At 56.3% G+C, this 26,692-nt stretch carries 26 protein-coding genes, 2 tRNA genes and 1 pseudogene; 11 read left to right on the forward strand and 18 right to left on the reverse strand.

Features of this window, described 5'->3' with window-relative positions; all coding sequences use genetic code 11:
* The first annotated feature begins 5 nt into the window (after positions 1–5).
* The 4 genes from murB to lgt all read left to right on the forward strand — a co-directional run bounded on the left by murB (position 6) and on the right by lgt (position 3,363).
* The gene (gene murB / locus EU557_RS14510; RefSeq protein ID WP_135531187.1) at positions 6–1,034 is read left to right on the forward strand and encodes a UDP-N-acetylmuramate dehydrogenase; all 1,029 of its coding nucleotides are present in this window, start codon (positions 6–8) and stop codon (positions 1,032–1,034) included.
* Positions 1,035–1,331: 297 nt separating this feature from the next.
* The gene (locus tag EU557_RS14515; protein WP_245326280.1) at positions 1,332–1,964 is read left to right on the forward strand and encodes an RNA polymerase sigma factor; all 633 of its coding nucleotides are present in this window, start codon (positions 1,332–1,334) and stop codon (positions 1,962–1,964) included.
* Entirely contained in the window at positions 1,957–2,265 is a 309-nt protein-coding gene (locus EU557_RS14520; RefSeq protein ID WP_135531188.1) for a hypothetical protein, read from the forward strand. The genes EU557_RS14515 and EU557_RS14520 overlap by 8 nt, the downstream gene beginning before the upstream one ends.
* A gap of 135 nt (positions 2,266–2,400) precedes the next feature.
* On the forward strand, positions 2,401–3,363 hold the full coding sequence (gene lgt / locus EU557_RS14525; RefSeq protein ID WP_135531189.1) for a prolipoprotein diacylglyceryl transferase: 963 nt from the start codon (positions 2,401–2,403) through the stop codon (positions 3,361–3,363).
* A gap of 110 nt (positions 3,364–3,473) precedes the next feature.
* Here lgt and rlmF read toward each other — a convergent pair whose 3' ends face one another.
* The 4 genes from rlmF to EU557_RS14545 form a co-directional block, all read right to left on the reverse strand.
* Positions 3,474–4,412: a 23S rRNA (adenine(1618)-N(6))-methyltransferase RlmF gene (rlmF, locus tag EU557_RS14530; RefSeq protein ID WP_135531190.1), complete on the reverse strand. Its 939-nt coding sequence runs from the start codon at positions 4,410–4,412 to the stop codon at positions 3,474–3,476.
* A gap of 176 nt (positions 4,413–4,588) precedes the next feature.
* Positions 4,589–7,006, reverse strand: coding sequence for an endonuclease MutS2 (locus EU557_RS14535; protein WP_135531191.1), 2,418 nt, complete (start codon positions 7,004–7,006; stop codon positions 4,589–4,591).
* 218 nt (positions 7,007–7,224) lie between these two features.
* Positions 7,225–7,983, reverse strand: coding sequence for a TIGR02757 family protein (locus EU557_RS14540; protein WP_135531192.1), 759 nt, complete (start codon positions 7,981–7,983; stop codon positions 7,225–7,227).
* A gap of 121 nt (positions 7,984–8,104) precedes the next feature.
* Positions 8,105–9,130, reverse strand: a complete 1,026-nt coding sequence (locus EU557_RS14545; RefSeq protein ID WP_167855219.1) for a LysM peptidoglycan-binding domain-containing protein — start codon at positions 9,128–9,130, stop codon at positions 8,105–8,107.
* A 261-nt stretch (positions 9,131–9,391) separates the two neighbouring features.
* Here EU557_RS14545 and kdsB point away from each other — a divergent pair, with 261 nt between their 5' ends.
* Positions 9,392–10,141, forward strand: a complete 750-nt coding sequence (gene kdsB, locus EU557_RS14550) for a 3-deoxy-manno-octulosonate cytidylyltransferase (protein WP_135531194.1) — start codon at positions 9,392–9,394, stop codon at positions 10,139–10,141.
* Positions 10,142–10,342: 201 nt separating this feature from the next.
* On the opposite strand, the gene EU557_RS14555 is transcribed toward kdsB, so the two are convergent.
* The 5 genes from EU557_RS14555 to gap all read right to left on the reverse strand — a co-directional run bounded on the left by EU557_RS14555 (position 10,343) and on the right by gap (position 13,908).
* Complete coding sequence (locus tag EU557_RS14555; protein ID WP_135531195.1) at positions 10,343–10,750, reverse strand: DUF1622 domain-containing protein; 408 nt, start codon at positions 10,748–10,750, stop codon at positions 10,343–10,345.
* Positions 10,751–10,759: 9 nt separating this feature from the next.
* A complete protein-coding gene (locus tag EU557_RS14560) occupies positions 10,760–11,314 on the reverse strand; it encodes an HPP family protein (RefSeq protein WP_245326281.1) in 555 nt (184 codons plus the stop codon).
* 50 nt (positions 11,315–11,364) lie between these two features.
* Entirely contained in the window at positions 11,365–11,709 is a 345-nt protein-coding gene (locus EU557_RS14565) for a translation initiation factor (RefSeq protein ID WP_135531197.1), read from the reverse strand.
* Positions 11,710–11,800: 91 nt separating this feature from the next.
* Positions 11,801–12,667 carry a diacylglycerol/lipid kinase family protein gene (locus EU557_RS14570; RefSeq protein ID WP_167855220.1) on the reverse strand — a complete coding sequence of 289 codons (867 nt, stop codon included), beginning with the start codon at positions 12,665–12,667 and terminating at the stop codon, positions 11,801–11,803.
* A 233-nt stretch (positions 12,668–12,900) separates the two neighbouring features.
* A complete protein-coding gene (gap, locus tag EU557_RS14575; protein ID WP_135531199.1) occupies positions 12,901–13,908 on the reverse strand; it encodes a type I glyceraldehyde-3-phosphate dehydrogenase in 1,008 nt (335 codons plus the stop codon).
* 250 nt (positions 13,909–14,158) lie between these two features.
* Between gap and EU557_RS14580 the strand changes: the two genes are divergently transcribed.
* The 4 genes from EU557_RS14580 (at position 14,159) to EU557_RS14595 (ending at position 17,683) form a co-directional block, all read left to right on the forward strand.
* Positions 14,159–14,230 (forward strand) — tRNA-Glu (locus EU557_RS14580).
* Positions 14,231–14,340: 110 nt separating this feature from the next.
* Entirely contained in the window at positions 14,341–14,937 is a 597-nt protein-coding gene (locus tag EU557_RS14585; RefSeq protein WP_135531200.1) for a Crp/Fnr family transcriptional regulator, read from the forward strand.
* A gap of 68 nt (positions 14,938–15,005) precedes the next feature.
* Positions 15,006–15,371: a DUF4260 domain-containing protein gene (locus EU557_RS14590; protein ID WP_135531201.1), complete on the forward strand. Its 366-nt coding sequence runs from the start codon at positions 15,006–15,008 to the stop codon at positions 15,369–15,371.
* Positions 15,372–15,508: 137 nt separating this feature from the next.
* Positions 15,509–17,683: a bifunctional alpha,alpha-trehalose-phosphate synthase (UDP-forming)/trehalose-phosphatase gene (locus tag EU557_RS14595; RefSeq protein WP_135531202.1), complete on the forward strand. Its 2,175-nt coding sequence runs from the start codon at positions 15,509–15,511 to the stop codon at positions 17,681–17,683.
* Positions 17,684–17,752: 69 nt separating this feature from the next.
* On the opposite strand, the gene EU557_RS14600 is transcribed toward EU557_RS14595, so the two are convergent.
* Positions 17,753–19,555, reverse strand: a complete 1,803-nt coding sequence (locus tag EU557_RS14600) for a glycoside hydrolase family 15 protein (protein ID WP_135531203.1) — start codon at positions 19,553–19,555, stop codon at positions 17,753–17,755.
* 165 nt (positions 19,556–19,720) lie between these two features.
* Here EU557_RS14600 and EU557_RS14605 point away from each other — a divergent pair, with 165 nt between their 5' ends.
* Positions 19,721–20,446 carry a TVP38/TMEM64 family protein gene (locus EU557_RS14605; protein ID WP_135531204.1) on the forward strand — a complete coding sequence of 242 codons (726 nt, stop codon included), beginning with the start codon at positions 19,721–19,723 and terminating at the stop codon, positions 20,444–20,446.
* Between the two features lie 110 nt (positions 20,447–20,556).
* Positions 20,557–20,628 (forward strand) — tRNA-Glu (locus EU557_RS14610).
* A gap of 174 nt (positions 20,629–20,802) precedes the next feature.
* Here the strand turns inward: EU557_RS14610 and EU557_RS14615 are convergent.
* The 8 genes and pseudogenes from EU557_RS14615 to EU557_RS14650 form a co-directional block, all read right to left on the reverse strand.
* On the reverse strand, positions 20,803–21,156 hold the full coding sequence (locus tag EU557_RS14615; protein ID WP_245326282.1) for a cyclophilin-like fold protein: 354 nt from the start codon (positions 21,154–21,156) through the stop codon (positions 20,803–20,805).
* A gap of 119 nt (positions 21,157–21,275) precedes the next feature.
* The gene (locus EU557_RS14620) at positions 21,276–21,497 is read right to left on the reverse strand and encodes an MDR/zinc-dependent alcohol dehydrogenase-like family protein (RefSeq protein WP_135531206.1); all 222 of its coding nucleotides are present in this window, start codon (positions 21,495–21,497) and stop codon (positions 21,276–21,278) included.
* A gap of 61 nt (positions 21,498–21,558) precedes the next feature.
* A complete protein-coding gene (locus EU557_RS14625; RefSeq protein ID WP_135531207.1) occupies positions 21,559–22,260 on the reverse strand; it encodes a dihydrofolate reductase family protein in 702 nt (233 codons plus the stop codon).
* Between the two features lie 7 nt (positions 22,261–22,267).
* Positions 22,268–23,242: a helix-turn-helix domain-containing protein gene (locus tag EU557_RS14630; protein WP_135531208.1), complete on the reverse strand. Its 975-nt coding sequence runs from the start codon at positions 23,240–23,242 to the stop codon at positions 22,268–22,270.
* A gap of 172 nt (positions 23,243–23,414) precedes the next feature.
* Complete coding sequence (locus EU557_RS14635) at positions 23,415–23,900, reverse strand: (R)-mandelonitrile lyase (RefSeq protein WP_135531209.1); 486 nt, start codon at positions 23,898–23,900, stop codon at positions 23,415–23,417.
* A gap of 44 nt (positions 23,901–23,944) precedes the next feature.
* Positions 23,945–24,517: a sugar O-acetyltransferase gene (locus tag EU557_RS14640; RefSeq protein ID WP_135531210.1), complete on the reverse strand. Its 573-nt coding sequence runs from the start codon at positions 24,515–24,517 to the stop codon at positions 23,945–23,947.
* 210 nt (positions 24,518–24,727) lie between these two features.
* A pseudogene (locus EU557_RS14645) lies at positions 24,728–25,722 on the reverse strand (aldo/keto reductase).
* A 73-nt stretch (positions 25,723–25,795) separates the two neighbouring features.
* Positions 25,796–26,647, reverse strand: coding sequence for an aldo/keto reductase (locus EU557_RS14650; RefSeq protein WP_135531211.1), 852 nt, complete (start codon positions 26,645–26,647; stop codon positions 25,796–25,798).
* Positions 26,648–26,692 lie beyond the last annotated feature (45 nt).

The following is a 26,692-nucleotide window of genomic DNA, read 5'->3' on the forward strand; positions in this document are numbered from 1 at the left end:
CCCGTATGGCTTCGGCTCCCACCCTTGAACACAACGTCTCACTTCGCCCCTATAACACGTTTGGTCTAGACGTAAAGGCGCGGCTTTTCGCCCGCTTTGCCTCCCCGGACGAGCTACGGGCCTTGCTGGCTATGCCGGAGGTACAGCAGGCGGAGAAGCTGATTCTGGGAGGTGGCAGCAACCTGCTGTTCACTCAGGATTTCGATGGCGTAGTGCTCAAGAATGAGATTCGGGGACTTGAGATTATCAGTCAGGACGAGGACAGCGCCCTGGTACGCGCCGGGGCTGGCGAGTCGTGGCACGGCATGGTACAGTACACCCTTGATCAGGAGCTCAGCGGCATTGAAAATCTGTCTCTGATTCCCGGCACGGTGGGCGCTGCCCCTCTCCAGAACATCGGGGCCTATGGCGCAGAATTGCAGGACACGTTTGAGCAGCTCGAAGCGCTGGAAGTGCGCACCGGTCAGCTTCGCACTTTCTCCCGCGAAGAGTGCGGCTTCGGCTATCGTGAAAGTGTGTTTAAGGGCCCCCTGAAAAACCAGTACATCGTCACCAGCGTGGTATTGCGCCTGCATCGCCAGGCCCGAATCAACGTGAGCTACGGCGCCATTCAAACTACCTTAGAAGACTTAGGCATTGGGGGTGAGCCCACACCCCGCGACGTGAGCGAGGCCGTGATGCACATCCGCCGCAGCAAGCTCCCCGACCCCGCCCAGATTGGCAACGCCGGTTCCTTCTTCAAGAACCCCGAAATCTCTCAGCAGAAGTACGACGAGCTAAAAGCCCGCTACGCCGACCTGCCTGGTTACCCCGTGCCCGGCGGCGTGAAAGTGCCCGCGGGTTGGCTAATTGAGCAGTGCGGCTGGAAGGGCCAGCGCCGCGGCGCCCACGGCGTACATGATCGGCAGGCGCTGGTGCTGGTAAACCACGGCGGCGCCCAAGGCTCTGATATCCGCGACCTAGCCCAAGAAATCATTGCCTCAGTGCGCGAAAAGTTTGGCATCGAGCTGCACCCCGAAGTAAACATCCTGTAAGCAGCGGACCTAGAAGCACTTATTATGCACAGAGCCAGGAGGCGAGGAAGTGGCCTAGAGCCTGCCCCGCCTCCTGGCTCTGTGCATTATAAGCGTTATTCATGGGTGGGGTAAGCCACTGAAATTGAGTATCTAGTTGCGGGTGAATGGCGGACTACCAGAAGGTTCGCGAAATAAATTGGTTGGCTTGCGCAAGTTTTTCAACCAAATGGTACCTAAGTACTCGCAACCCTGGTGACGACCACGGATGCGTGTTGCTGCTCGGTCACTTCTCCGAACCTTACCCCGTACGTTCTTGTGGCTCATTCGCTTCCTCTGGTTCACTGCCCTCCCGCTGCCCGTGCCCGATTACCCACTGTCTCAGCCGATGCCGAGTTGGTGGCGCACCTCCAGCAGGGCAGTGAGGCGGCTTTTCGCACCTTGGTGGAGCGCTACCAAGACCGCATCTATCGAACGGTGCTGTCCCTGCTGAGGTCGCCGGAAGAAGCCGAAGACGTGGCGCAAGAGGTCTTTGTAGAGGTGTATCAAACGATTGGTCAATTTCGGGGCGAAGCCGCCCTCAGCACTTGGCTTTATCAAGTGGCCACATCGCGCGCCTTGCAACACTGCCGGAAGGCCCGCGCCAAAAAGCGCTTCGCTTACTTCAGTAGCCTGCTGGGTTTCGATAATGGCGTTCTGCACGAAGTGCGAGACCATGCACATCCCTTGGCGTTGCTAGAAGGGCAAGAGCAGCTGCAGGTTTTACAAGCGCACATTGCCCGGTTGCCCAGCCGCCAGCAAGTGGCCTTCACCCTGCGCCACGAGCAGGAGTTAACCTACGAGGAAATTGCTGCCGTGCTCCGCACCACGTTGCCCACCGTCGAATCCCTGCTTTTCCGGGCCCGGCAAACCCTCCGCAAACACCTTCAACCCCGCCCTGGCCATGTCTAATTCCCCTTTACTCCCCGATTCTGACCAGGACTGGAGCGACTTAATGCGCCAATTACAAGCCGGGCCGCCAGCTCGCCCTCGGTCCGGCTTTTATACCCGGGTACAGGCCCGCCTCGTCGCCGATACTGCTGTAGCGCCCTCCTGGTGGCCCATGTGGTTTCACCGACCGGCCTATGCCCTGCTGCTCGGGGCGTTGCTGATTACGCTCAGCGGGGATGGCTCTGCCCTGCGCCCAGCTCAGAAAGTTGGTTCCTGCGAGAGTTGCCCTGATGAACAGCCCCAGCGGGAGCTAAAGCGCTGATATATCATCCTTCAGGAAAAACAGTTCACCATAAGCCTTCCGGTTGGTGGCGCCAATGCCCTAACACCTCAACATTCTGCCCATTCAAGGTCTAAGGGCTTAGACCTTCGACTCCCTCTTTTATTTGTATCGTCTATGCTGCCTTTTCTTGCCGCCGTTCTTTGGGACGTTGACCCCGTCATTCACTCTTTCGGACCTTGGGCGGTAGCCGGCCACGAGGTAGGGCCCATTACGCTGCGCTGGTACGGGCTGCTGTTCATGCTGCCTTTTGTGCTGGGCACCTTCATCACCACGCACATATACCGTTCCGAGCGGGTATCGCCGCAGTGGATCGATGTGCTTACAGTGTACATGCTTATTGGCACCGTTGTGGGCGCACGGCTGGGCCACATGCTGTTCTATGACTTTGCGGCGCTGAAAGCCGACCCTATAGTGGTGTTCAAATTCTGGCAGGGTGGCCTAGCCAGCCACGGTGCCACCATCGTCATTCCGTTTGCTTGCTGGCTATTTGCCCGCAACAACAAGTTTGACTATCTGTGGGTGCTTGACCGGATTGTGATTGTAGTGGCACTGGCTGGCGCTTGCATTCGCACTGGCAACCTGATGAACTCAGAAATCGGGGGAAAGCCCACCAACCTGCCGTGGGCCTTCCTTTTCCCTCGCGACACTGACCATTTGATTCAGGGCGTGGCCGTACCACGCCATCCTACCCAAATTTACGAGGCCCTGTTTTGCGTGTTTCTGCTAGTGCTACTCTACTCGATGTGGAACCGAACCAGGGAGCGTACCCCGCGCGGGCAGCTGTTAGGCCTGTTTATGCTGCTATTATTTACCCAGCGTTTTCTAGGTGAATACCTGAAAGAAAACCAAGTGGCCTTTGAGAACGGCCACTTGCTCAACCAAGGCCAGCTGCTGAGCATTCCGTTTATCTTTATCGGTATCTGGGTGCTGTGGAGGGCAGGCAAAGACCCCGAAAACCCTTACGGCTACGCTCCGCGCGACTTAGGCAAGGAAGGCGACCCGAAGCCGTTACCCAAAGTCGTGAGCAAACAATTTGGTTTCAACCAACCTGCACACGAAGTCCCGCACGCGAGCTAGGGATGTGTACATGTAAGCGGGATGCCTCACTCGGTGCCAATAAACCACAATTTATCAGCACCGAGTGAACTGGTGGCACATTGATCCGCAAGGGCATTTAAGTTTTCCGTCTAGGCCACTGGCTTCCAGCGGCGCTGAGCCCAAGCCTGGCGCTGCTCATCATCTTGGAACGTCCAGGCTACTACGCGGCTGGTTTTCTGACCCTGCTTCATTTCGATGGTGCGGATAGAGCCCTCCTCAACCCCGGCTTTCTGCAGGAAGTAATAGGCGCTACGCAATGTTTCCTTCTTGGAAATGAGGATGGAAAACCACAGCACCCGCGCGGCCAGCGGCACGCTCTGCTCCACAAACCGGCGCAAGAAACCTTCTTCGCCCCCTTCGCACCACAGCTCCGTATTCTGTCCCCCGAAGTTCAGCACTGGCTCCGGCGACTTCGCATAGCCCAGGTTACGCCCTTTGCGGCGACTACCGGCGGCGGCATCAGCGGCCGAAGCGTGAAACGGCGGATTGCACATCACTAGGTCAAACTCCTCGCGCGGCTTCACAATCCCTTCAAACACAAAGGCGGCGTGACTTTGCTGGCGTATCTCCACCCGTGCGGCCAACTTGGGATTGACGGCCACCATTGTTCTAGCCGATTTCAAGGCCACCGGATCAATTTCTGAACCCACGAACCGCCAGCCGTAGGCCTGGGACCCAATGATGGGGTACACACAATTGGCTCCCACGCCTACATCCAGCACGTGCACGGCCTTGTCGCGCGGTACTAGGCCACTATGGTCAGCGGCCAGCAGGTCAGCAGCGTAGTGAATGTAGTCGGCACGGCCGGGAATGGGAGGGCACAGGTAGCCCGCGGGCACGTCCCAGGAAGCCACGCCGTAGAACTGCTTCAGCAACGCCCGGTTCAGCGCCTTCACGGCCGCCGGGTTGGCAAAGTCGATGCTGCTGTCGCCGGTTGGGTTGGGCACTACGAAGGCGGCCAACTCCGGGCTAGTGCTCAGGAGCTGCGGGAAGTCGTAGCGGGCATTGTGGGGGTTGCGGGGGTGCATATGGGCAGGGAGAACTAAAAGAGTTTAGATACGAACGTCATGCTGAGTTGGTCGAAGCATCTCTACCGCTTGATAGGCTGGTTAGCCAGAGGTAGAGATGCTTCGACCAGCTCAGCATGACGTCCCGATTTTCTTACAAACTAGTCTAGGTGATGCTAGGCCAGTCAAGGGCAAATTTACTTCAGCACGGCAATGGTTGCGCCATCGCCGCCGCGGTCGGCGTGCTCATCGGCTACGCTGGCCACGGCGCGGGTGCGGTGGAGGTAGTCGCGTACTACCTGGCGCAGTACGCCGTTGCCACGGCCGTGCAGGATTTTGATTTCCGGCACGCCCAGCATCACGGCATCATCCACGTAGGCCATGATCTTATTCAGGGCATCCTCGGCACGCTCGCCGCGCAGATCCAGCGTGGGGCTGAAGCTTGACATCTTGCCGGTGGTATCGAAGCCGGAATAGTGCGCCGGAGCCCGGCGAGCTGCCTCTTTCTCCCGCTCCCGGATTTCCGAGCGCGTGAGCTTCTCCAACTGGCCTACTTTCACCAGGGTCTTCATTCCGCCGAAGGAAACCTCTGCCGTCTTGCCCTTCACACTCATGATTTCGCCATGCCCTTCCTGCCCAATCAAGGCCACTTTGTCGCCGGGCTTGAGTGAAGTAGCATCGGCTAGCTCACGGGTAGCACGGGCCCTGGGCGGCTCAATCTGAAGCTTTTCACGCACAAACGTATCGAGCTTGCCGCGGGCTTCCTTGGTGCGCTCCTTCTCAGCCTGGCCTAGCCGAATTTCCTGAATGGTAGCTTCAATCTGCTGGTTGGTATCCTTAAGCAGCATCTTGGCCTTGGCCTTGGCATCGCGGAGCACCTCCAGCGTGGTATCGTCGAGGTACTTTTTAAGGTCTTGGTATTCCTGAGCAGCTTTTTTCATGCGCCGCATCTGCTTGGCGGCCTCGGCGGTGCGCTGTTCCAGCTCGGTTTTTTCCTTCTCCAAGCCTTCCAGCAGTCGGTCGTAGCGGATCTTGTCCTTGCCCACAAGTTGCGTCGCGCGCTCCACTAGTTGCTTAGGCAGGCCAATTTTGCGGGCAATTTCAATGGCGAACGAAGAACCAGGCTTCCCTATTTCCAGGCGGTAGAGCGGCTGTAGCTGATCAGGGTCGTAGCGCATGGCTCCGTTCACAATACCCTCGGTGCGCTCAGCGTAGTTCTTAAGGTTGGTGTAGTGGGTGGTAATAACCCCAAAAGCGCGGGCGCGGTTGAGCTGTTCCAGTACGGCTTCGGCAATGGCTCCGCCCAGGCTGGGCTCGGTACCCGTACCAAACTCGTCAATTAGAATCAGGCTGCGCTTATTGGCCAGAGTCACGAACTGCTTCATGTTCAGCAGGTGCGAGGAGTACGTACTCAGGTCGTTCTCTAGGCTCTGCTCATCACCAATGTCTAAGAACACATCCTCAAATACCCCTGCCTCCGAGCCGTCACCAGCCGGAATCAACAGGCCGCACTGCAGCATGTACTGCACTAAGCCTACGGTCTTCATGCTCACCGATTTACCCCCGGCGTTAGGCCCTGAAATCAGTAGAATACGCTGCTCCGGCGTCAGCTCAATATCCAAGGGTACCACTTCGCGGGGGTCGTCCTTGGCATGCTCCTGAAACGTGAGGTAGAGCAACGGGTGGCGCACCTGCTTCCAGCGAATCATGGGGCGCGGGTGCAGTTCCGGCAACGAGGCCTCCAGACGCTGCGCCAAGCGGCCTTTTGCCCGAATAAAGTCGAGCAGGCCTAGGTACTGGTAGGCCTTGCGCAGGTCCGGAATGTGAGGCCGCAGTTGGGCCGTGAGTTGGGTCAGAATGCGAATCAGCTCACGCTGGAAGGCATTTTCCAGATCCTTGATGTCGTTGTTAAGCTCGAAGACAGCCTCCGGCTCAATGAACACCGTCTGCCCCGTGGCTGATTCGTCGTGGATCAAACCCTTCACGCGGCGCTTGTGCTCGGCAATTACCGGCAGCACCAAACGGCCACCCCGGATGGTAGGTTCGGCACCTTCCGGCACCCAGCCTTCTTGGCGGGCATGGCGCAAAATGCCCGCAATCTGCTTGCGCAGCTGGCCCTGGCGGTTAATCAGCTCCTGCCGGATCTGGCTGAGCAGCGGCGAAGCATTTTCGCGCACCTGGCCTTCATCATCCACTACCTTATCAAGGGCGGCCAGCAGGTTACGGTCTACCTGCACGCCAATGCCCAGCAGGCGCAACGTAGGGTACAAATTCTCTTCGGCGTGGGTAAAGAAAGTCAGCGCTTCCCGAATGGTACGCAGACTCATTTTCACGGCGAAGAAGGCGGCTACATCGAGGTAGCTGCCGGGTATATTGGCCCGCACCAAGTGCGGATGAACGTCGTGGTAATGTTGGCTGGGAAAATCAGCTCCACTGCTGAGCAGCTGACGGAACTCATCCGTCTGGAGCAGGAGCTTCTGGAGCTGATCGGCTTTCGACTGAAAGCTCATCTTGGCGACAAACTGGCGGCCTAGGGCGCTCAGGCACAGGCTCTCCAGCATCTCACGCAGCTGCGTGAAGCCAATTTTCTGCTCGAAATTATTAGGAAGAATCAAATCAGGTATTCCTTGTTTAGGACAATGTATTCAAAAGGGAATGCGAAGATAAACACTCCTAGGGGCAGGAAAGATTCAATAAATAGAATGTAACAGTATCTTTCTATTAGAGTGCCTACCCATCACTTACATGGACTTCAAAACCCCGGTTTAGGTTTTGTTACTTTATCTGGAGAACCAAGTGCAGCAGAGTCCTCAGTTGAGAACCAAAACCAGGGCTACATCTCGCCTTCCACGCCCAGCCCAAATAAGGCAAAGTCGTACTTCACGGGGTCTTGTGGGTCGAAGCTGCGGAGGTGGGCCGTAAGGTCTTCGGCAGCCAGCCAGTCAACTTGCTTGCGGTCTAGCAGGCCTAGGCGGCGGGCCACGCGCTCCACGTGCACGTCGCAGGGGCAAATGAGGTCAGCGGGGGAAAGGCGGGTCCAGAGGCCAAAGTCTACGCCGCAGGCATCGGGACGGACCATCCAGCGCAGGTACATATTCACGCGCTTACACGCCGAGCCACGGGCCGGGGTTGCTACGTGTTTACGGGTGCGCTGGGGCGCATCGTCGAGGCTGAAGAACAGATTATGGAAGTTTTCGAGGCGTTCTTTCTGGGTGTTACCGAGCAGAAAAGCATCTTCCAGAGTATCATGCCGGCTGTAAAACCAACGCAGCCAGTGCACAAAATAGAGCAGGTCGGTATCGCAGAAAGTGCGATGGCAGAAGCCTAACAGACCTTTTAGATCCTCATCCTGGTGCTGGGTGATGAACTGGTAGGGCGCGTCGTCCATGCGGCGCATCAGCTCCAAGCACTTGCTGATAATGGTAGGCCTCCGCCCCCAGGCCAGCAGAGCCGCAAACAGCCCGCTTATTTCGACGTCCTGACGCTGAGAGAACCGGTGAGGAATGCTGATTGGGTCAGCTAGAATAAACGCTGGCTGATCATAGTGCTGGTAGCGGTCGTCGAGCAGGGCCCGGACTTGCGCGTGATTCATACTGTGAGTTGGTGATTTAGTGAAATGGTGAGTTGAACATGCTAGTGGCCTAGACGGCGCAAGTAGTGCAGGTAGAACATCAACTCACTATTTCACCATTTCACTAAATCACCACTTCACGCTATGGCACGTAGCTGGTTTCTACCCGAAAGCGCTGATCGGGCGTGGCCAGGCGCTGCACGGCGCGCTTAGAGAGGCGCACGAGCACGTTGGAGTTTTCGCCCGTGTCGGGCAGCTTGCCAATCACGCGTACGTACACCGACATGCCGTTCATGATGTTGCGCACTTCCATGATGGTGCCCACCGGCGCCGTTTTATGCAAGGCCAGATACTTGTCAGAAGCATCCGTAGGAATTATCATGGCTAGGCCACTCTCCGACACGCGCCGCACGACTTCGCTGGCACGCTCCGGGGCACGCTCTTTCTCTTCGGGCACTTCCCGGGCAGGCACTTCCTTTACCGGAGCCTCTTTCGGAACTACCGCCTGGCGGGCAGCCACGGCAGAATCTTTCTCTCGGGCACGGTTCTCGCGCTCTTGAGCAGCTCGCGTGTCTTCGGTGCGCTCGGGGCGGGTAGCAGGCGCTGGAACCGGACGAGCTGCAACGGGCGCGGCCGGACGCGTAACCGGAGCGGGGGCAGAACGGCCAGTACCTGGGGCAATGATCAGCGTTTGGCCGCTGCGCACATTGAAGTTGGTAGCAAACCCATTAAGACGAGCCAACTCAGTGGGAGAAGTGTCAAACTTACGGGCTACGGCATAAAGCGTTTGTCCTGCCTCTACCTTGTAGATGTGGTTGCCATGGGCGTCGGTGGGCAGTGCCCGAGCGGCCGCCGAAATAGAGGTAGCCGCTGCCGGCGCGGCAGGTTGCGTTAGCACCACCCGGTTGCGGGGCACCAGCACCACTTGGCCAGTTACGAGGGCCCCTTTTACCGTGGGGTTGAACTCGACGATTTCGTCAACGGGTACTTTATAGCGCCGCGACAACCCGTAGAGCGTTTCGCCCGGCGACACGCGGTGCTTGATCAGGATCTTGTTGTTACGGTACTCAACTCCGATGGAATCTGGGGGCGCCACCAAACGGGGGCCAGCCAGCGCGGAGAAACCTGAAAAAACAAAGGCTACAGACAGCAACGAAATTCGAGACATAGGTACAGGGCGCGGAAGGCGGCAGAACAGCACAGTAGAGTAAGGGAAGCTGCCAACTGCATAAATACTGCCGAAAGTTAACGAATCCTGACAAGTCCCCGATGCCATTTAGGATAGCAACGGTTTTTTATTGATCGTTTTTAAGAGGTGTACGATCTAGCTTCTTCTCCTCACTCACCCCTTAGGAAAGAGGCTACCTGTCGGTAATTTTCGCCTTTTTTGCGCCGTTGATTTCCGTTTTCATTTTACCCGTTGACCCTCATGCACGCTATTGGCATCATTCCGGCCCGCTTTGCTTCAACCCGCCTACCGGGCAAGCCCTTAGTTGACCTGGGAGGTCAATCCATGATTCAGCGTGTGATAGGCCAGGCCCGGCAGTCCGGCCTCAGCCGGGTGGTGGTAGCAACTGACGATAAGCGGATTCTGGAGCATGTACTCAGCTTCGGTGGCGAGGCTGTGCTTACCTCCCCCAACCACCCCAGCGGCACCGACCGTGTGTGGGATGCCTATCAGCAGTTGAATGTGTCGGCCGATTGCATCATTAACATTCAGGGGGATGAGCCTTTTGTTCACCCGGCGCAAATTGATGCGCTGATAGAGCTGTTTGCGCAGGCTCAGCCCCCGCAACTAGCCACGCTGGTAAAGCCGGTGCTTACGGATGAGGAGCTGTTTAGCCCCCACCTGCCCAAAGTGGTGCTCGATACCACGGGCCACGCACTGTATTTCAGCCGTCATCCGCTGCCTTTTCAGCGCCAGCAGCTGCAGCCGGAGTGGCGGCAGCACCATCGCTACCTGCGCCATATTGGCCTCTACGCCTATCGCCCTGATGTGCTAGCGGAAATCACGCAGCTCTCCCCTTCTCCGCTGGAACTAGCCGAAAGCTTGGAACAACTCCGCTGGCTGGAACACGGGTACCGCATCCTGACGGCTGAAACGGAGCTGGAAACCATTGGAATAGATACCCCCGAGGATGTAGAGCGCGCCCTGCACTATCTGGCTCAGCAATCATAAGCCAATCAATTTAAGCTGTGCTGACGGTACGCCACGTCCTGTTGAGCGTAGTTAAAGCATCCCTACTGATAGATGGCTCCCTACTGGCCTAGGAGCTACTGCGGCTAGCTCAGTAGGGCGGGCCAATAGGCAGGAATTGCATCTGTACATAGCCGCTTTCCCTGCAAAGTAATGCTACTGGCTCTAAAGGGTAGATGAGAGCTATTTCTCTGATGCGCCCTGTTCAGCCCGCCGATCTATGTGCTTTTCAGATGTAACGGCGCGCTCATCCTTCATTTCCTTCGACAGGAAGAAGTTTAGCGCCGTTCGGATTACGGCAATGGCCCCGAGCTTGCCGATCTGCTCCCAGCTAGGTGCAATGGCCGTTGAGAGAATATCCGCGCCTAATTGAAACTCCAATGCCAGGGCTAGGTAGCGGGCCAGGGTAAGCCGAATAGCGGTAAAATCCGTTGTTCGGCGGGCCAGCAAGGCTTTCAGGAATAGCCAACCAGATACTAGAATTCCTAGGCCTATAATGAATGCGCCAATGGTTTCAACGCCCAGTTTGAGCCACTGCACCGCCTCAATGACCCCGTACTCAGCTAGGGAGTGAATAGTCTGTTTCTCCATGATGGCAGATTAACCGGGGCTGACTGGCCTAGAGGACAGCCATTTTAATACGTATACTGTTCCTCGCTGCACGATAACCAGTACTACTACCAGCCCAACGGCCAAACCGAACAACAATAAATTACCCTCTCCAGTCCCGGCCCGAAAGGCAAAGTTCAGTGCCGTTCCCACCGCGGGCGGGTGCATGGCATCAAGCCCAATCATGAGTCCGATGGTCAGGACCATGGCGGCGGCAGCCCCCAGGTAGCCCGGCCCCACCCAGGCATGAAGCGCAAACCCTATTGCCGCGGCGCCCATCTGGCTTATTACCAGGGTGCGCGTGCTATTCGTGCGGTGGCCCGGATCGAGGTAGATGAGAAAGGCACTGGACGCGAGGGAGGCAAAGAGCAGGCGTTGGTTGCTGAGCAGTTCCAGCAGCCACAGCATCAGCAAGACGGTGGCCGTGGGCAATAGTGCCAGCAGTAACTCGCCCTTTCGGCCTAACCGCGGGCGACCGGGCCCCGGCGCAGCGGCGGAACTAGCTAGAGGTGAGGAGTCAGGCATACCCTCTCCTACGCGCCACATAGGCGTTGGGGTGCAAGCAGTTTACACCTTAAGTGGTGGGTTCAAGTGGCCTAGCCACCTGCTTTTTTGGCTTTATACTTCTGCTCCAGCAACACGGCCAGCACTTTGTCGCGGAAGTCGCCTTGGATCAGGATTTCGCCATCCTTGGCGTTACCGCCTACTCCGCACTTGGTTTTCAGCAGCTTACCGAGGGTCTGCAGATCAGCATCCTGGCCTACGAAGCCGGTGATGAGCGTTACCTGCTTACCCCCGCGCGACTTTTTATCAAGCTGCACGCGCAGGTTTTGCTGTTGCGGGGGCAGGGTTACGACTTCTTCATCGCCGTTCTGCTGGTACTCAAAGTCAGGGTCGGTAGAATATACTACGCCTTCGCGGCGGTTCTTATTAGCTTTCATAGATGCAAGTTGCGAATTTGTGAGGGGCGAACTTGTGAAATCGTGGTAAAATGCGGGGTCCTTCTGCCTCTACGTCACCTTTCACAATTGGCTACACTGCTACTTCCAGGGCTAGTGGGTCTAGGCTGACTACAAAATCAGTTTCGTCGGCCACATAGTCGCCGTCTACGTGAAAGCCGAGTGGCCTAGCAGCTTTCACCTGGATGTGGCAGCTGGTATGATATACGGCTCCGCCTGAGGTGGGCAACGTACCCAAGGCTAGTCCTAGGCCTACGCGTACAGCTCTCGGGAATGACAACCCATCAATTAGACACAGGTCCAGGAGGCCATCCTGAATATCGGCGCGGGGCGCGATATAGGCATTGTTGCCGTATTGGGCGGCGTTAGCGAAGGCCAGTACGTAGCAGTTGGTGGCTAGGTGCTGGTTGTTTAGCTCTACTTCAATGGGCATAGCTTGGTAGCGGCGGTACTCACGCAGGGCAACTTTCACATAGGTGCTCAAGCCGCGCGTACCAGCGCGGGCAAACATCTTGCTTACATGAGCATCAAACCCCAGGCCCGCAGTACAAAAAAACGGGCGGCCATTGATGTGGCCTACGTCCATCCGCTGAAAAGTGGGCGCACAAATTCGGCGTACAGCTCCGGGCAAATCGAGCGGGATGTGCAGGTGCCGGGCCAGGCCGTTGCCGGAGCCCCGCGGCACAATACCCAGGGCGGCGCTGGTTCCTAGCAACCCACGAGCTACCTCATTCACGGTGCCATCGCCCCCCACGGCCACCACTACCCGGTAGCCCTCCTGCGCTGCAGCCCGCGCTAGCTCCTCTGCGTGCCCAGCATATTGCGTTGGGCGAATCTCAAACTCGGCCCCAGCGGTTGTGGCATAGCGCGTGAGCAGCGCCGGCACGTCCTGGGTGCGGTTAGTACCAGAAGTCGGATTCAGGATGAAGCAAATGCGCACGAGCGTGAAATGGCGAGGTGGTGAAATGGCGAGTAAATATAGGCGCATCCTAGGCCACTCAGCGTATTCCTGCAGGACGGTGCTACTGGCCTATGATTCATCTAGCCAGCGTGCTGCCCTTATATCTGATGAGAATAGTAGCTGCCGTTATCGGCACTGACCAATAAGCAGGACATAAAAACAGCCTGCCCGATTGCTCAGGCAGGCTGTTTTTAACAGATAAGCTTTAAAGCTTAACCGTTCATTTTCTCGCCCAGTTTCTGGATGAGGTCAGCGGTGCGGGTAGAGTAGCCAGTTTCGTTGTCGTACCAGCCTACTACTTTCACCAGCGAACCGTTAGCTGAAGTCAGCTCCGAGTCGAAGATGCACGAGTGGGGGTTGCCCACGATGTCGATGCTTACCAGCGGATCGGTGCTGTACTCCAGGATGCCTTTCAGCGGGCCTTCAGCGGCAGCCTTCAAGGCGTCGTTGATTTCCTGCTTGGTCACCTCGCGCTTCAGGATTACGGTCAGGTCGGTAGTAGAACCGTCTGGAATTGGAACGCGCATGGCAATACCATCCAGCTTGCCCTTCAACTGGGGCAGCACCAGGCCTACAGCCTTAGCAGCGCCGGTGCTGGTGGGGATAATGCTATAGGCAGCAGCACGGGCCCGACGCAGGTCTTTGTGGGGGGCGTCCTGCAGGTTCTGGTCAGAGGTGTAGGCGTGCACCGTGGTGATGTAGCCCTTCTCAATGCCGAATGCATCATCCAATACCTTAGCCATAGGAGCCAAGCAGTTGGTGGTGCACGAAGCGTTGGAGAGGATAGTCTCCTCGCCGGTCAGGATGTCTTCGTTAACGCCCAGTACTACCGTTGGGATGTTGCCGGTAGCCGGAGCCGAGATTACTACTTTTTTAGCGCCTGCGGTGAGGTGCTGACCAGCGCCAGCCTCGTCAACGAAGCGGCCCGTAGATTCCAGCACTACGTCGATGCCCATGTCGCCCCAGGGCAACAGCTTGGGGTCGCGCTCAGCCAGGGCGGCAATGCGCTGGCCATTTACGGTCAGGCTCTGCTCGTCGTAGGCCACGGTGCCATTGAAGCGGCCGTGTACCGAGTCAAACTTGAGCAGGTGCGCAAGCGTTTTGTTATCCGTCAGGTCGTTGATTGCTACTACCTCTACGTTCTCGCGCTGCAGCAGCGCCTTGAACGTCAGGCGGCCAATCCGGCCGAAGCCATTGATGGCAACTTTGATTTTAGCCATAGTTGTTGGGGAAATGGGAAGGTTGTCGGTCCCGAGGGGCCGGGTGAAAACGCGTGGCGAAGGTAACGGGCTCAAGGTACTTCGCCAAATCAGATACAAACCAAGCCCGCTGTTAAACAGTTTGAAAAATTTTGAGGCTGAAAATCAGCCTGTTTTTCTTCCCAACCCATTTTTCTTTCTGCAAGCGCTTGCGCTGAATCGAGCGGGCTGTATCTTTGCACCATCAAAACGAAACAAGGCCGCGTAACATGGTCCGTTCGTCTAGGGGTTAGGACAGTAGATTTTCATTCTACCAACAGGGGTTCGATTCCCCTACGGACTACAAAAGCCACTCGTTTTGGTATTTTCTTGAAACCCGCTCGTTGCCCCCGACGAGCGGGTTTTTCTTTTTAGTCTGGTGACGCATTTCTCCGGGGCCACTTATCTTGGGCTATGCATCCGCTTCGCGCCTACATCCACCGCTTCGTACCGCTCACCGACGCGGAATGGGAGCCATTGGCCGCCGTACTGGTCACAAAGCACATTCCGCGTAAGGGCTACTTCGTAACCCAGGGCTCCCACGCTTCAGAACTGGCCTTGGTGGTTTCGGGTGCCAGCCGCTTGTTCTACACTCGCCCCGATGGAGAAGAGAAAACGACTTACTTCTTCTTCGAGAATCATTTGATGGGTGCTTACCAGAGCTGCCTCACGGGCCAACCCAGCGCCTTTAGTATCCAGGCCCTCTCTCCCCTGGAGCTTATTACTTTTCCTTACGCGGTGCTGCTACACTTATATGAGGAGTGGCCCGTGTATGAACGCTTCGGTCGGAAAATAGCCGAATACCTCTTGTTGGGTACCGACGCACGCTTAGCCGAGCTCTTGCTGCTGAGCCCTGAGCAGCGCTATCAGGCCTTGCTCCGCAGCCACAAGACCAAAATTCTGGAGCGCATTCCGCAGCACTACATTGCCTCCTATCTAGGTGTGACGCCGGTATCCTTGAGCCGCATCCGGGCGCGGGTGCAGGCGGAAGAAACCAGCCACATTTCTTAGCTTTTGTTAACGACCTTCAGATAGCAGGTACCGGACCTTTGAGAGGTACAATTAACCGCTCTTAAGTCATGAAAAACCTCCTGAAACTAGAAGAACTGGCGCAGATGCTAGCCGCCGCCCTGGTGTTTTCCTACCTCCCCTACGCTTGGTGGTGGCTACCTGCCCTGTTTCTGCTCCCCGACTTGAGTATGCTGGGGTATCTGGCAGGACCTCGGACCGGGGCTGTATGCTACAACTTGGCTCATCACAAGGCGCTAGCATTAACCGTGGGGTTAGCGGGCTGGCTTTTGGCGCAGCCACTGTTGCTGCTCGCTGGCACAGTACTGCTCTTTCACAGTGCCTTTGATCGGCTCCTGGGCTACGGCTTGAAATACAGCACTACGTTTCATGACACCCACCTGGGGCGTGTTGGCAAAACTGCCGCCATCAGCTAGTTACAGGAACGAAACGCTTGCCAGCTGACTTCGCCAAAGAGCCTATTTGCGCACACTGTAGCAAAAGGCAGGTAAAAAAATAATGGCTAAACCCTGCTTTCTCCCGTAAGCTTGAGAGTTTACCATTTACAAAAGGCATGTCTCGAACGATTATTGTTTCCAACCGTCTCCCTACCAAAGTCCAGCGCACTGAAGAAAGCCTCACCTTTCAGCCCAGCGAAGGTGGGTTGGCTACCGGCCTAGGCTCTATTTACCGGGAAGACGGCAATGTGTGGGTAGGCTGGCCGGGGCTATTCGTGGAGACCACCGAAGAGGAAGAGTACATTGCGGAGCAGCTGCGGGCCGATAGCATGGCTCCGGTATTCCTGACCGAAAGCGAAATTCGGGATTTTTACGAGGGGTTTAGTAACTCCACGCTCTGGCCTACTTTCCATTATTTTCCGCAGTACGCCACCTACGAACAGGAGCACTGGGAGGCCTACGTGGCCGTGAACGAGAAGTTCTGCCAGGCAGTATTGGAAATGGCTGGCCCCGAGGACACCATCTGGGTGCATGACTACCAGTTGCTGCTGCTGCCCGAAATGCTTCGCAAACAGCGGCCCGACTGTACTATTGGTTTCTTCCTGCATATCCCCTTCCCTTCGCATGAGCTGATTCGGGTGTTGCCTTGGCGGGCCGAACTCTTGAGTGGGATGCTGGGTGCCGACCTCATTGGCTTCCACACCTTCGGCTACATGCGCCACTTTCTCAGCGCGGTGTCGCAGATATTGGGTATTGCCAACCAGAACGGACAAGTAGAAACCCCTACCCGTACGGTACTGGTAGATGCCTTCCCCATGGGCATTGATTATCAGCGCTATGAGCAAACGGCTTCTTCTGAAACGGCCCAGCGCCACGAGCAGGAGTACCGCGAGGCGCTACGAGATGCCCGGGTCATTCTCTCCATCGACCGTCTTGATTATACAAAAGGCATTGCCCAGCGCCTGCGGGCCTTTGAGTTGCTGCTGCAGCGCTACCCCGAGTGGCGAGAACAGGTGAGTTTAGTTATGCTGGTAGTGCCCTCCCGCGACCAGGTACCACAATACGCCGCGCTCAAAGAAGAAATTGATGAGCTGGTGGGCCGCATCAACGCCCAGTATCGCACCATCAGCTGGAACCCTATTCATTACTTCTACCGCTCTTTCCCGCTGGAAGAGTTAGTGGCTTTGTATCGCTTAGCCGAAGTAGCCTTGGTCACGCCCATGCGCGACGGCATGAACCTAGTAGCTAAGGAGTTTATTGCCAGCAAAGTAAACCAGCGCGGGGTGCTTATCCTGAGTGAGCGGGCCGGTGCCGCCCGCGAGCTGTCCGATGCCCTAATTATTAATCCTACTGATGCCGGGCAGTTGGCCGAATCAATGCACGATGCCCTAGTGATGCCGGAGGAGGAACAGATTCACCGCATGACCGCCATGCAGGCTCTAGTGCGGCAATACGATGTATTTGCCTGGACGAAGCTGTTTATGGACCGACTGGCCTACAGCAAGATCAAACAACTCACGATGGCGACGGAGAAACTGGATGCTGACGTACTGGAAGAATTACACCAACAGTACCAGGCCGCTGATACCCGCCTGTTGCTACTGGACTATGATGGTACGCTAGCCCCCTTCAACCCGCAGCCTCAACGCGCCAAGCCCGATGCTGAGATGTTGTTTCTGCTACAGGCTCTCACGGCCAACCCCAAAAACCGGGTGGTTATCATTAGCGGCCGCGACCGAACTACGCTGGAAGGTTGGCTAGGCCATTTACCGCTCGATTTTATTGCGGAACACGGCGTGTGGCTGCGTAGCGCCGGTGAAGACTGGCACATGTTCCAAGCCCTGCGTAACGACTGGAAAACAGAAATTCGTCCGATACTGGAGACCTATGTAGCTCGCACCGCCGGCTCCTTCATCGAAGATAAAGAGTACTCGCTGGTGTGGCACTACCGGCGCGCCGACAATGAGCTAGCGGCCGTCCGCACTCGTGAGCTACTGAGCCACCTTACGTTCCTGACTTCGAACACCGACCTCCAAGTACTGGAAGGCAATAAAGTGGTGGAAATAAAAACGGCGGGCATTCACAAGGGCAGCGCCGCCGCCCGCTGGCTGAGCCAGTACTCTCCGGGCTTCGTGCTGGCCATCGGCGACGACCGCACCGATGAGGATACATTTGGAGCCATGCCTCCAGAGGCCTACACCATAAAGGTCGGGACGGGTGCCCGCTCCTTGGCCCGTTACCATGTAGCCTCCACTACCGACGTACGGAAGCTATTACGCAGCTTACTCTAGCAGTGATTCTACCATAAAAAAGGCCTCCCGCATCATGCAGGAGGCCTTTTTACTTTTAGGGCAACTACCTTACGCCGTAGCTGCCATTCCTGATACAAAGTTTGGCTTGTCCAGCTTTTTGGCAATGCGATACGCGGCATTCACTAGGCCTACGTGACTGTAGGCCTGCGGGAAGTTGCCCCACTGAGAGCCGGTTTTAGCGTCTACATCCTCTGACAGTAGGCCTAGGTGGTTGGTGTAGGTTGTGAGCTTTTCGAATTCTACAATAGCCTCATCAACGCGGCCTACGCAGGCCAGGGCCTCCACGTACCAGAAGGAGCAGATTAAGAACGTGGTTTCGGGTGTGCCGAAGTCGTCGGCGTGGCGGTAGCGGTAGAACAGGCCTTCGGGAGTTTTTAACTCTTTTTCCAGCGCTTCGAGGTGAGTTTTAGCAATTTCGGAGGCCGGATCGAGGTAGCCCATCAGAATAAGCTGCATGGTACTGGCATCAAGGTGAGGCGAGCCGATGGCATTGGTGTAGGCCTGCCGTTCTTCGCTGAAACACTGCTCAATGCGGTTGCGGGCCTCGTGCATCAGCTTGGTGGCCAGAGCTTCCATTTCCGTGTTGCCGAGGCTGTGCGCCACTTGCCGGGCAGCATGGCTGCCAGCCCAGTGAAATAGGTAGGTGTAGCAGTGATACTGCGCCAAGTTCCGGAACTCCCACAAGCCAGCGTCGGGCTGATCCATAGTGGCCTGAATCAGGTGCAGCGCCTCGTAGATGAGCTTTTCGGGGTTGTTTTTATCAGGGTCGAGGAAGCGGCAGTCAACGTACAGCGGCAGCAGTGCTACCAGTACTTGCCCATACACGTCGTTCTGAATGTGGGTGTAGGCGTCGTTACCGATGCGCACAGGCTGGTTCCCCAAGTAGCCTTCCAGATCCAGCTCCTGCTCAATGAGGTCGGAAGCTCCGCTGATGCCGTAGAGCGGCTGGTACTTGCCCTTGATCTTGCTGGAGATGTTGGCGATGTAGTGGAAGTAGCGCTCCATTTCCTCAAAGTGACCAATGTTATTAAAGGCCGTGAGGATGTAATAGGTGTCGCGCATCCAGCAGTAGCGGTAGTCCCAGTTGCGGGTGCTGCCCGGCGCTTCCGGCAGCGAGGTAGTGCTGGCCGCAATAATGGCTCCCGTGTCCTCGTACTGGTGAATCTTGAGGGCCAACGCCGACCGAATCACTTGGCTCTGGTGGAAGTTGCTGATGCTGGTGCTCTTCACCCATTTCCGCCAGTAGTCAATGGTAGAGAGCAAAAACCGTTCGGCAGTGCTTTCTAGGGGAGCTTCTAACGGAGCTCCGTAGGTTAGCACAAGGTACTTCGTCTCGTTCAGCACGAAGTCTTCCTCATCTAATACATAGGTCAACGGGATATTCGTGGTGAGACGAATCTCCTCCTCCAGGCCTAGGAAAGCAATGTGGTTGGAGCTGCGGCGGCGGCTGAGTTGTAGCGCGCCGTACTGGCCTACGGGCTGGCATGCCACCCGAATGCGGGGTGTGCCGGCAATGGGCTCCACCTTCCGGATGAACATCAGTGGCTTATAGTAGCGCTCGTACTGCGGAAAGCGCGGGGCAAAGTCCGTGACGCGGTAGCTGCCGTTTTCGGTGGTTATCTCGGTGCAGAGCACATTGGTGTTCTGCAAGTAATATTGGTGCGACTCAAATTCGCCCTCGGCGGGACTGATGCGGTATTCGCCGCCTTTCTTAGAGTCGAGGAGGCTTCCAAATACGAAGCTGCTATCAAAACGGGGCCAGCAGAGCCAGCGTACGGCGGTGTCTTTCCCAATCAGGCCAAGAAAGGCACAGTTGCCAATTAGGCCCAGGTCGTAGGTATGCTTTGTCATCAGAAGGGTAAGTTGGAGGCGAGGCCGCAACAGGCGCTGCAGCAAGGTCTGAAGTAGCTAGTACCCCATTGGCGGCGTTGAGGTTGCCGCAGCCTTCCCGTCGGAAGCTACGTATGGCGAATTCAGAGCCCCTATCTGTAATTGTCTTTAGCCGCGCTTTCTGTTTTGACTTCCCCCACTGCTCCGGCGGCCACTGCCAACAAGCGCAGTAGCCGCGCCCCACTTTACGGCACCCTACTCCTGGTAGCCATCCTTGTGGCTTGTTGGTTTTTCTGGCCCGCCTTTCAAGCCGCTATCCGAGAGGCCTATGACGTGCTTAGCAGCGGCGAGCAAAAGCGCATTTCTGCCTGGATGCATCAATTTGGCTTCTGGGGACCTATTGTGCTGGTGGTGGCTATGGTGGTGCAGATGTTTTTGTTTGTGGTGAACGTAGTGCTGCTCATCCTCGTCGCCATACTAGCCTACGGACCCTGGTGGGGCTCCCTGCTGGCGCTAGCAGGCATTATAGTGGCCTCGTCGGTGGGGTATGGCCTAGGCCACATGCTGGGTGAAAGCTTTGTGACCAAGGTGCTAGGTCAGAAAGCCGAGCAAAAAATGGCCGATATTGTAGAGCGTTACGGAGTGTGGGCCGTCGTTATTGCTCGTCTCTCCCCTGCCCTATCTGATGATGCTATTAGCTTTGTGGCTGGGCTGGCTCGCATGGGCTACCTGAAGTTTATGGCGGCTACGGTGGCTGGTGTTATCCCGCTGATTGCCTTATTAGCCTACTTAGGGGAGAACAGCCAGCGCCTTAAAACGGGGCTCTTATGGGTAACTGGGATAAGCCTTTTGCTGTTCGGAGCCTACATTTGGTGGGATAAACGCCGAACCAAAGCAAATAAATCAGCCTGATTCTGCAGCACTTACCGTATTAGAGCAAAAAAATTAACAGCCGGGTATTGCGCTGAATCAAGTGAGCTGTATCTTTGCACCACCAAAACGGAAAACGCTCCGTGTTAACTGGTCCGTTCGTCTAGGGGTTAGGACAGTAGATTTTCATTCTACCAACAGGGGTTCGATTCCCCTACGGACTACAAAAGCCACTCAGCAATGAGTGGCTTTTTTGTTTTAACCTCAGTAGCCTCAACTTGTCTGGCACACTCACTACTTAAAAACTCCTGCCAGCCAGCAACTTCATCGTCGCTGCCCGACAGGAGTTAAGTAGAGTACTATGGCGTTTAGGAAAATGGCTATCTGGGTCGGCTGCGCTACTGCAGTTCAAACGTTACGGCTACATTGCCACGCCCCAAGGCGGCGGCTAGGCCTGTGGGGTTATCAATCCGGCCCAAGCGTGTGTAGCGATACGACGTGGTAAACGTTTCGTAGAACAGCACCAGTGTATTGGAGCCGTAAAGCAGCAGGTCGCCCGCTTGAATTGTGCCGGGATTAGCAGCGTTGGTGGGCAGGCTTTGAGGCAACTCGTAGTACTTCTCGTTGCCGTTCAGTTCCACCATTGTAACAGTGAGGGGTAGCCGGGCTCTGAAAGCGGTAACGGTAGGATTGTCGAGCAACGTGGCGGTGAACGTTTCTGAACCAATCCGAATACGAAGTCGAGTGCTCATGGGAGAAGTTGAATAGCCAAGTTCAGCACCTTCACTCTTGCAAGCGCAAGCCCCGAAAAAAAGCACCAGCAACCATAGCAGAAGTAGACGAGGACGTTTCATAAGGCGGTAGTAGCTGCCTAAATAGTGGCCGTATCAATCACGAAACGGTAGCGTACATCGCCTTGCACCATCCGCTTGTAGGCGTGATTAATGTCGGTGATGCGGATCAGCTCAACGTCGAAGACGATGTTGTACTCGGCGCAGAAACCCAGCATTTCCTGCGTTTCGGCAATACCGCCGGTGGTGGAATCCGATACACTTTTGCGGCCAAGGCAAAGCGCGAAAGCCGGAATTTCCATCGGCTTGGGTGGCGCTCCAACCAGGGTTGCCAGTAGTGCGGAAGTACCTGCGGCTAGTTTGTTAGTGATTGAAGAGGTATTTCAACCACACTACATCATTATCAAGTTGCTGCACCTGCGTGAGCTGTAGGCGCGTAGCAGGCCCTTTCGCTAAGTACTCGCTTACTTCGAAAGTGGTCGGTGATTTGGGCGTGCCATCGGCCAGGGGCAGCAAAAGAAGGCTCAACTCATCAATAAGCCCGGCGTTCAATAAAGAGCCATTCAAGTGACCTCCACCTTCCAGCATGAGCGTTTGGATAGGAAACAGAGTGGCCAGTTGCTCCAACACCGATGCAAAATCAACCTCTTTCTCCCCAGCAAACAGGTAAGATATTCTCTTCTGCTGCAGGTAGTAGAGGTATTCATCACTGACCTGCTCCGTTAGCACCTCAATAATATGGTCGCCGCCGGTTTCGTTGCTGTCCCAGCCCAGCTTGCCGTGAGCATCCACGGCAATAGCGAAGGAGGTAGCGTCTTTATTACCGATGAAGGCCTGGCGGGCAATGGGCTGCGGGGGTGTTTGCGGCTGCGGCTCTACGCCGCCCGAGAAGTCACGCTCCATGGTGATGCGCCCGCACATCCAGGCCTGGCTGGTGAAGGTTTCGTGGTACTTCTCGAAATACCCAGAAAACGTTTGGGTGATGTCTTCGTCTTTCCAGTTAGCAGACAGAATCTTCCCGTCTACCGTGGACATCATATGGCAGATTACGCGTGGTCTTTTCATAACCGCTCTATACGGCTATGGTGGCCGTGCGGCGAAAAGTGAGGGGTGTAATGCCAGTATGCTTCTTGAAGAAGTTGTTGAAATAGGTAGGATACTCGAAGCCTAGGCTATAGGCAATTTCGCCCACGCTCCAGTCGGTGTGGGCTAGCAGCAGCTTGGCTTCCATCACCAGTCGCTCGTTGATATGAGCGGTAGTAGACTTTCCTGTTACCTCCTTCACCATGGCATTCAGGTGATTGACGTGAATGGCCATCCGATCGGCGTAGTCGCTGGCCGATTTCAGCACTGGCTCACGCAACTGCGCAGTAACCGGGAACTGCACCTCCAGCAGGTTCAGAAACAGCGACGTGATACGCTCAGCCGCGTTGGTGGGTGCGTGCTGGGCTGTGGCAGGTTGCAAGCGGGCCGCCTCGTGAATGATGATGGAGAGCTGATTGCGCAGTAGGTCCTCTTTGTGGGCGTAATCTGACTCTAGGTCCCGGCGCATGCGGGTAAAGGCATCAGTAAAGTAGCGTACCTGCTCTGGGTCGAGGAAGTAGACCGGGTTGCCTTCAACTTTGTACAGCACTGTGTCTTTCAGGCTGACGCCACGCATAGCCGAGTGCAGAAACGACTCGGAGAAACAGCAGAGGTAGCCGTGCTGTTCGCTGGCACCTGCCACCACTTCCCACGCGTAGGGTATGAGACGATTGGTGAATACTAGCGCGGGCTGATTGACGGCGTAACTACGGGTGGTATAATGCAGCTCGTTGGCTCCCTCCACCACCAGCACCACCTTAAACAAGTCGCGACGGTCGAAGTTGCCCATTCCGCACCGCGCTTCCAGCATAGTCATCACCTCAACGTCTCCGTTGGAGAAGTCTGGCGTAGGCCGGAAAAATGGGCGGGCATTGGTCATGGGGTTGCTTAGGGCTTTGGCCAACAGGCGTTGCTGTTGTAAGCTAACAACAGACGCTGGAAGCTCAAGTTTTGTTGTAGCCATACAGACAAATAGTTACGATAGCCGACTTGACTAAGCAGTAGCCGGCTCCAGTTGCGGAACGCCTCGGGAGAGGAGCACTGGTTAGGTCCTGCACGTGCGGTAAGCTAGGCCTCTTACCCAGGTGGCGCAGGCGCGGCGGGCCTACCGTAGATGATGGAAAGGCAGCCTAGGTCTACTTGTAGCTGTTATACTCCTGGTCGGTTACGGCCCGGCCCCAGTCCACAATGCCCTTCTCAGTGTTAACATTGAGCGAGATATGCGTCATGGCCTGCTTGGGTGAGGCACCGTGCCAGTGTTCTACGCCCGGCTGAGCCTGCACCACTTCGCCTTTGTGCAGCTGCCGAATAGGTTGGCCTTTTTCCTGGTAATACCCTAGGCCATCCGTCACCAGCAGCATTTGGCCGGCCGCGTGCTTGTGCCAGTGCGAGCGGGCCCCCGGCGTGAAGGTCACGTTGCTGCTTGCGCAATTGAATGTGTCATCGTTTTTCACCAGCGTAGCCACGTACACCTCCCCCGTAAAAGTGGTGTTTGGGGCACGCTTGCCTTTCGGGAAGGGGCCGCTCAACGGGCCGGTGGCGGGTGCTATTGAAGTGGTTTGGGCGAAGCTGGTCAGGCCAATACTCAGGGCCAGGGCAGCAGTTAAAGCAATACGTTTCATAGTCGTGTGTTTTAAGAGAGTAGAATGGGTTTGAGCGGCCCCAACTATAGGTGTTTCACCACCCGCGCGGGCACACCTGCCACAATGGTATTGGCCGCTACGTCTTTGGTTACCACGGCCCCGGCCCCCACAATGGCGTTTTCGCCGATAGTAATACCAGGCATCACCGTGACGTTGGCGCCTAGCCATGCGCCCTGTTTCACAACAATAGGCCTAGAGATGGTGCTGCGGCGCTGCCCGGGGTCGGTGGGGTGGTTGGAGGTAATAAGGTTCACCTTCGGCCCAATCAGCACGTTATCTTCCAGCGTAATACCGCCGCGGTCCATGAAGGTGCAGGCGTGATTCACAAACACGTTGCGGCCAACCCGGATGTTATGGCCAAAGTCCGTGTAAAAAGGTGGTATCAGGAAGAAGGTGTCGTCTACGGGCTTGTTGATTAGCTCGCTGAACACTCGGTTGACTTGCTCGTTGTCATCTACGCGCATGGCATTTAGCTCCGAGGTAATACGGATGGCTTTGCGGATGACGGCGTAAATCTGCGGGTAGTCGGGGTCGTCGAGGGATATAACCTCGCCGGCCAACTCCCGCTCAAAAATGGTTTGGGAGGTAGTTTCCATAGGGTTTTAACTTGATGGATGGCACGAAGCAGCCGGCCTGACGGCCATATCCACGGCCCAGGCATCAATGCTTTTCTAGCTTCACTAGTGGCCTAGAACACGCAGGCCAGCTTCTGTTGGAGAAGATGAGATTGGCCCCTCTGGCCGCAATGAACGGCCTAGGCCAGGTCATTGCGGCTTACGTTTCGTGGCAAGTACCGGGGTTGCCCGTTAGCGGTTTATCATCTTTTGCTGCGCTTCAGCATAGCGTGCGCCCTGCACGGGAATGTGCGCCGCTGCTTGTTCAATTCCCCGCAGGTCGTCGGCCGACAGTTGCAGGGCTGCGGCGCCGAGGTTCTCCTCTAAGCGATGGCGTTTGGTGGTACCCGGAATGGGGGCAATCCAGGGCTTTTGGGCCAGCAGCCAGGCCAAGGCAATTTGAGCGGGTGTGGCCTGCTTTTCCTGGGCCAGGCGCCCGAGCAGGTCTACCAAGGCCTGGTTGGCCTTGCGGGCCTCGGGCGAGAAGCGCGGCACCGTATTGCGGAAATCAGCTGAGTCGAACTGAGTGTTCTCGTCAATTTTACCCGTCAGGAAGCCTTTCCCCAGCGGGCTGAACGGTACAAAGCCAATGCCTAGCTCTTCTAGCGTGGGAAGGATAACTTCTTCCGGCTCGCGCCACCACAGCGAGTACTCGCTTTGCAGTGCCGATACTGGCTGCACGGCATGCGCCTGCCGGATGCATCGGCGCCGGCCTCGCTCAAGCCAAAGTACTTCACTTTGCCCTCCGCAATAAGATCTTTCACCGCGCCGGCCACGTCCTCCATGGGCACGTTAGGGTCAACGCGGTGCTGATAAAGCAGGTCGATGCAGTCAGTGCGCAGCCGCCGCAGTGAGCCCTCCACCACCTGCCGGATGTGCGCGGGCTGGCTATTCAACCCTCCCCGATTCTGACCCGTTGCCTGATCAATGTCGAAGCCAAACTTAGTGGCAATGATTACCTGCTCCCGCATGGGCTGAAGGGCTTCACCAACCAACTCTTCGTTGACCCAGGGCCCGTACACTTCAGCCGTGTCGAAAAAGGTAACGCCTTGCTCAACGGCGGCCCGAATCAGTTGAATCATATCCTGCTGGTCGGCGGCCTGACCGTAGCCAAAGCTCATGCCCATGCAGCCAAGGCCGAGGGCCGATACTTGTAGGCCACTAGTGCCAAGTGTACGCTGTTGCATAGTATCACGGGTTAAGAGGTGAGAAGTATGGTAAAGGCGTTGCTATCCAAAGCAGCACTTTTGAGGACCGAGGTTAGAGTTTAAACCTTACCCCACTCATCCATTTCACGATGGCGGGGTCGCGGTGGTCGAAAAAGACACTGGCCTTGGTGTCGAGCGTTGCAATAGCCGCCAAGTCTTCGGCGCTCAACTCGAAGTCGAATACCTGAAAGTTCTCCGCGATACGCTCGGGCCGCACTGACTTGGGAATAGCTACTACCCCGCGCTGGATAAGCCAACGCAGTACTACCTGCGCCACACTGCGTTGGTATTTATCCGCCAAGCCTTGCAGCAGCTCGTTGGTAAAGAGATTATTGCGACCCTCCGCAAACGGCCCCCAAGACTCTAGCTGCACGCCGTTTTCCTGCAAGAATTGTTGCACTTCTACTTGCTGATAGAACGGGTGTGTTTCGATCTGGTTGACGGCTGGGGCTACGGTGTTATGTAGCAACAAGTCCATCACGCGGTCGGGCGGGAAATTGCTGACGCCGATAGCACGAATCTGGCCCGCCTGGTACAGCTCTTCCATGGCCCGCCACGCGCCGTATACATCGCCGTATGGCTGGTGAATGAGGTACAAATCCAGGTAGTCGAGCCCGAGCTTCTGCCGGGACTTCTCAAAAGCTACTTTTGCAGCTTCGTAGCTCGCGTCCTGCACCCAGAGTTTGGTGGTGATAAACAGTTCATCGCGTGGTACAGTACTCTTTTGGATGGCCTTTCCTACTGCCTCCTCGTTGCCATAAGCAGCGGCCGTATCAATCAGCCGGTACCCGACGCGCAGGGCTTCGGCCACGCTCCGTTCACATTCATCTGCATCCGGCACCTGATATACGCCAAAGCCTAAAAGCGGCATTTCAACCCCATTGTTCAAAAGACTCGTCTGCATAGCGTGTGTTGATTTCGTATAACCTGATGACAAGTAGCAGCAAAT

The organism is Hymenobacter wooponensis (genome assembly GCF_004745865.1).
Classification (GTDB): domain Bacteria; phylum Bacteroidota; class Bacteroidia; order Cytophagales; family Hymenobacteraceae; genus Hymenobacter; species Hymenobacter wooponensis.

Excerpts from the sequence above, each read along its gene's own strand:
- murB (WP_135531187.1), top strand. The coding sequence starts at position 6 with ATGGCTTCGGCTCCCACCCTTGAACACAACGTCTCACTTCGCCCCTAT.
- EU557_RS14520 (WP_135531188.1), top strand. The coding sequence starts at position 1,957 with ATGTCTAATTCCCCTTTACTCCCCGATTCTGACCAGGACTGGAGCGAC.
- lgt (WP_135531189.1), top strand. The coding sequence starts at position 2,401 with ATGCTGCCTTTTCTTGCCGCCGTTCTTTGGGACGTTGACCCCGTCATT.
- rlmF (WP_135531190.1), bottom strand. The coding sequence starts at position 4,412 with ATGCACCCCCGCAACCCCCACAATGCCCGCTACGACTTCCCGCAGCTC.
- EU557_RS14540 (WP_135531192.1), bottom strand. The coding sequence starts at position 7,983 with ATGAATCACGCGCAAGTCCGGGCCCTGCTCGACGACCGCTACCAGCAC.
- EU557_RS14545 (WP_167855219.1), bottom strand. The coding sequence starts at position 9,130 with ATGTCTCGAATTTCGTTGCTGTCTGTAGCCTTTGTTTTTTCAGGTTTC.
- kdsB (WP_135531194.1), top strand. The coding sequence starts at position 9,392 with ATGCACGCTATTGGCATCATTCCGGCCCGCTTTGCTTCAACCCGCCTA.
- EU557_RS14555 (WP_135531195.1), bottom strand. The coding sequence starts at position 10,750 with ATGGAGAAACAGACTATTCACTCCCTAGCTGAGTACGGGGTCATTGAG.
- EU557_RS14560 (WP_245326281.1), bottom strand. The coding sequence starts at position 11,314 with ATGTGGCGCGTAGGAGAGGGTATGCCTGACTCCTCACCTCTAGCTAGT.
- EU557_RS14565 (WP_135531197.1), bottom strand. The coding sequence starts at position 11,709 with ATGAAAGCTAATAAGAACCGCCGCGAAGGCGTAGTATATTCTACCGAC.
- gap (WP_135531199.1), bottom strand. The coding sequence starts at position 13,908 with ATGGCTAAAATCAAAGTTGCCATCAATGGCTTCGGCCGGATTGGCCGC.
- EU557_RS14585 (WP_135531200.1), top strand. The coding sequence starts at position 14,341 with ATGCATCCGCTTCGCGCCTACATCCACCGCTTCGTACCGCTCACCGAC.
- EU557_RS14590 (WP_135531201.1), top strand. The coding sequence starts at position 15,006 with ATGAAAAACCTCCTGAAACTAGAAGAACTGGCGCAGATGCTAGCCGCC.
- EU557_RS14595 (WP_135531202.1), top strand. The coding sequence starts at position 15,509 with ATGTCTCGAACGATTATTGTTTCCAACCGTCTCCCTACCAAAGTCCAG.
- EU557_RS14600 (WP_135531203.1), bottom strand. The coding sequence starts at position 19,555 with ATGACAAAGCATACCTACGACCTGGGCCTAATTGGCAACTGTGCCTTT.
- EU557_RS14615 (WP_245326282.1), bottom strand. The coding sequence starts at position 21,156 with ATGAGCACTCGACTTCGTATTCGGATTGGTTCAGAAACGTTCACCGCC.
- EU557_RS14620 (WP_135531206.1), bottom strand. The coding sequence starts at position 21,497 with ATGGAAATTCCGGCTTTCGCGCTTTGCCTTGGCCGCAAAAGTGTATCG.
- EU557_RS14625 (WP_135531207.1), bottom strand. The coding sequence starts at position 22,260 with ATGAAAAGACCACGCGTAATCTGCCATATGATGTCCACGGTAGACGGG.
- EU557_RS14630 (WP_135531208.1), bottom strand. The coding sequence starts at position 23,242 with ATGGCTACAACAAAACTTGAGCTTCCAGCGTCTGTTGTTAGCTTACAA.
- EU557_RS14635 (WP_135531209.1), bottom strand. The coding sequence starts at position 23,900 with ATGAAACGTATTGCTTTAACTGCTGCCCTGGCCCTGAGTATTGGCCTG.
- EU557_RS14640 (WP_135531210.1), bottom strand. The coding sequence starts at position 24,517 with ATGGAAACTACCTCCCAAACCATTTTTGAGCGGGAGTTGGCCGGCGAG.
- EU557_RS14650 (WP_135531211.1), bottom strand. The coding sequence starts at position 26,647 with ATGCAGACGAGTCTTTTGAACAATGGGGTTGAAATGCCGCTTTTAGGC.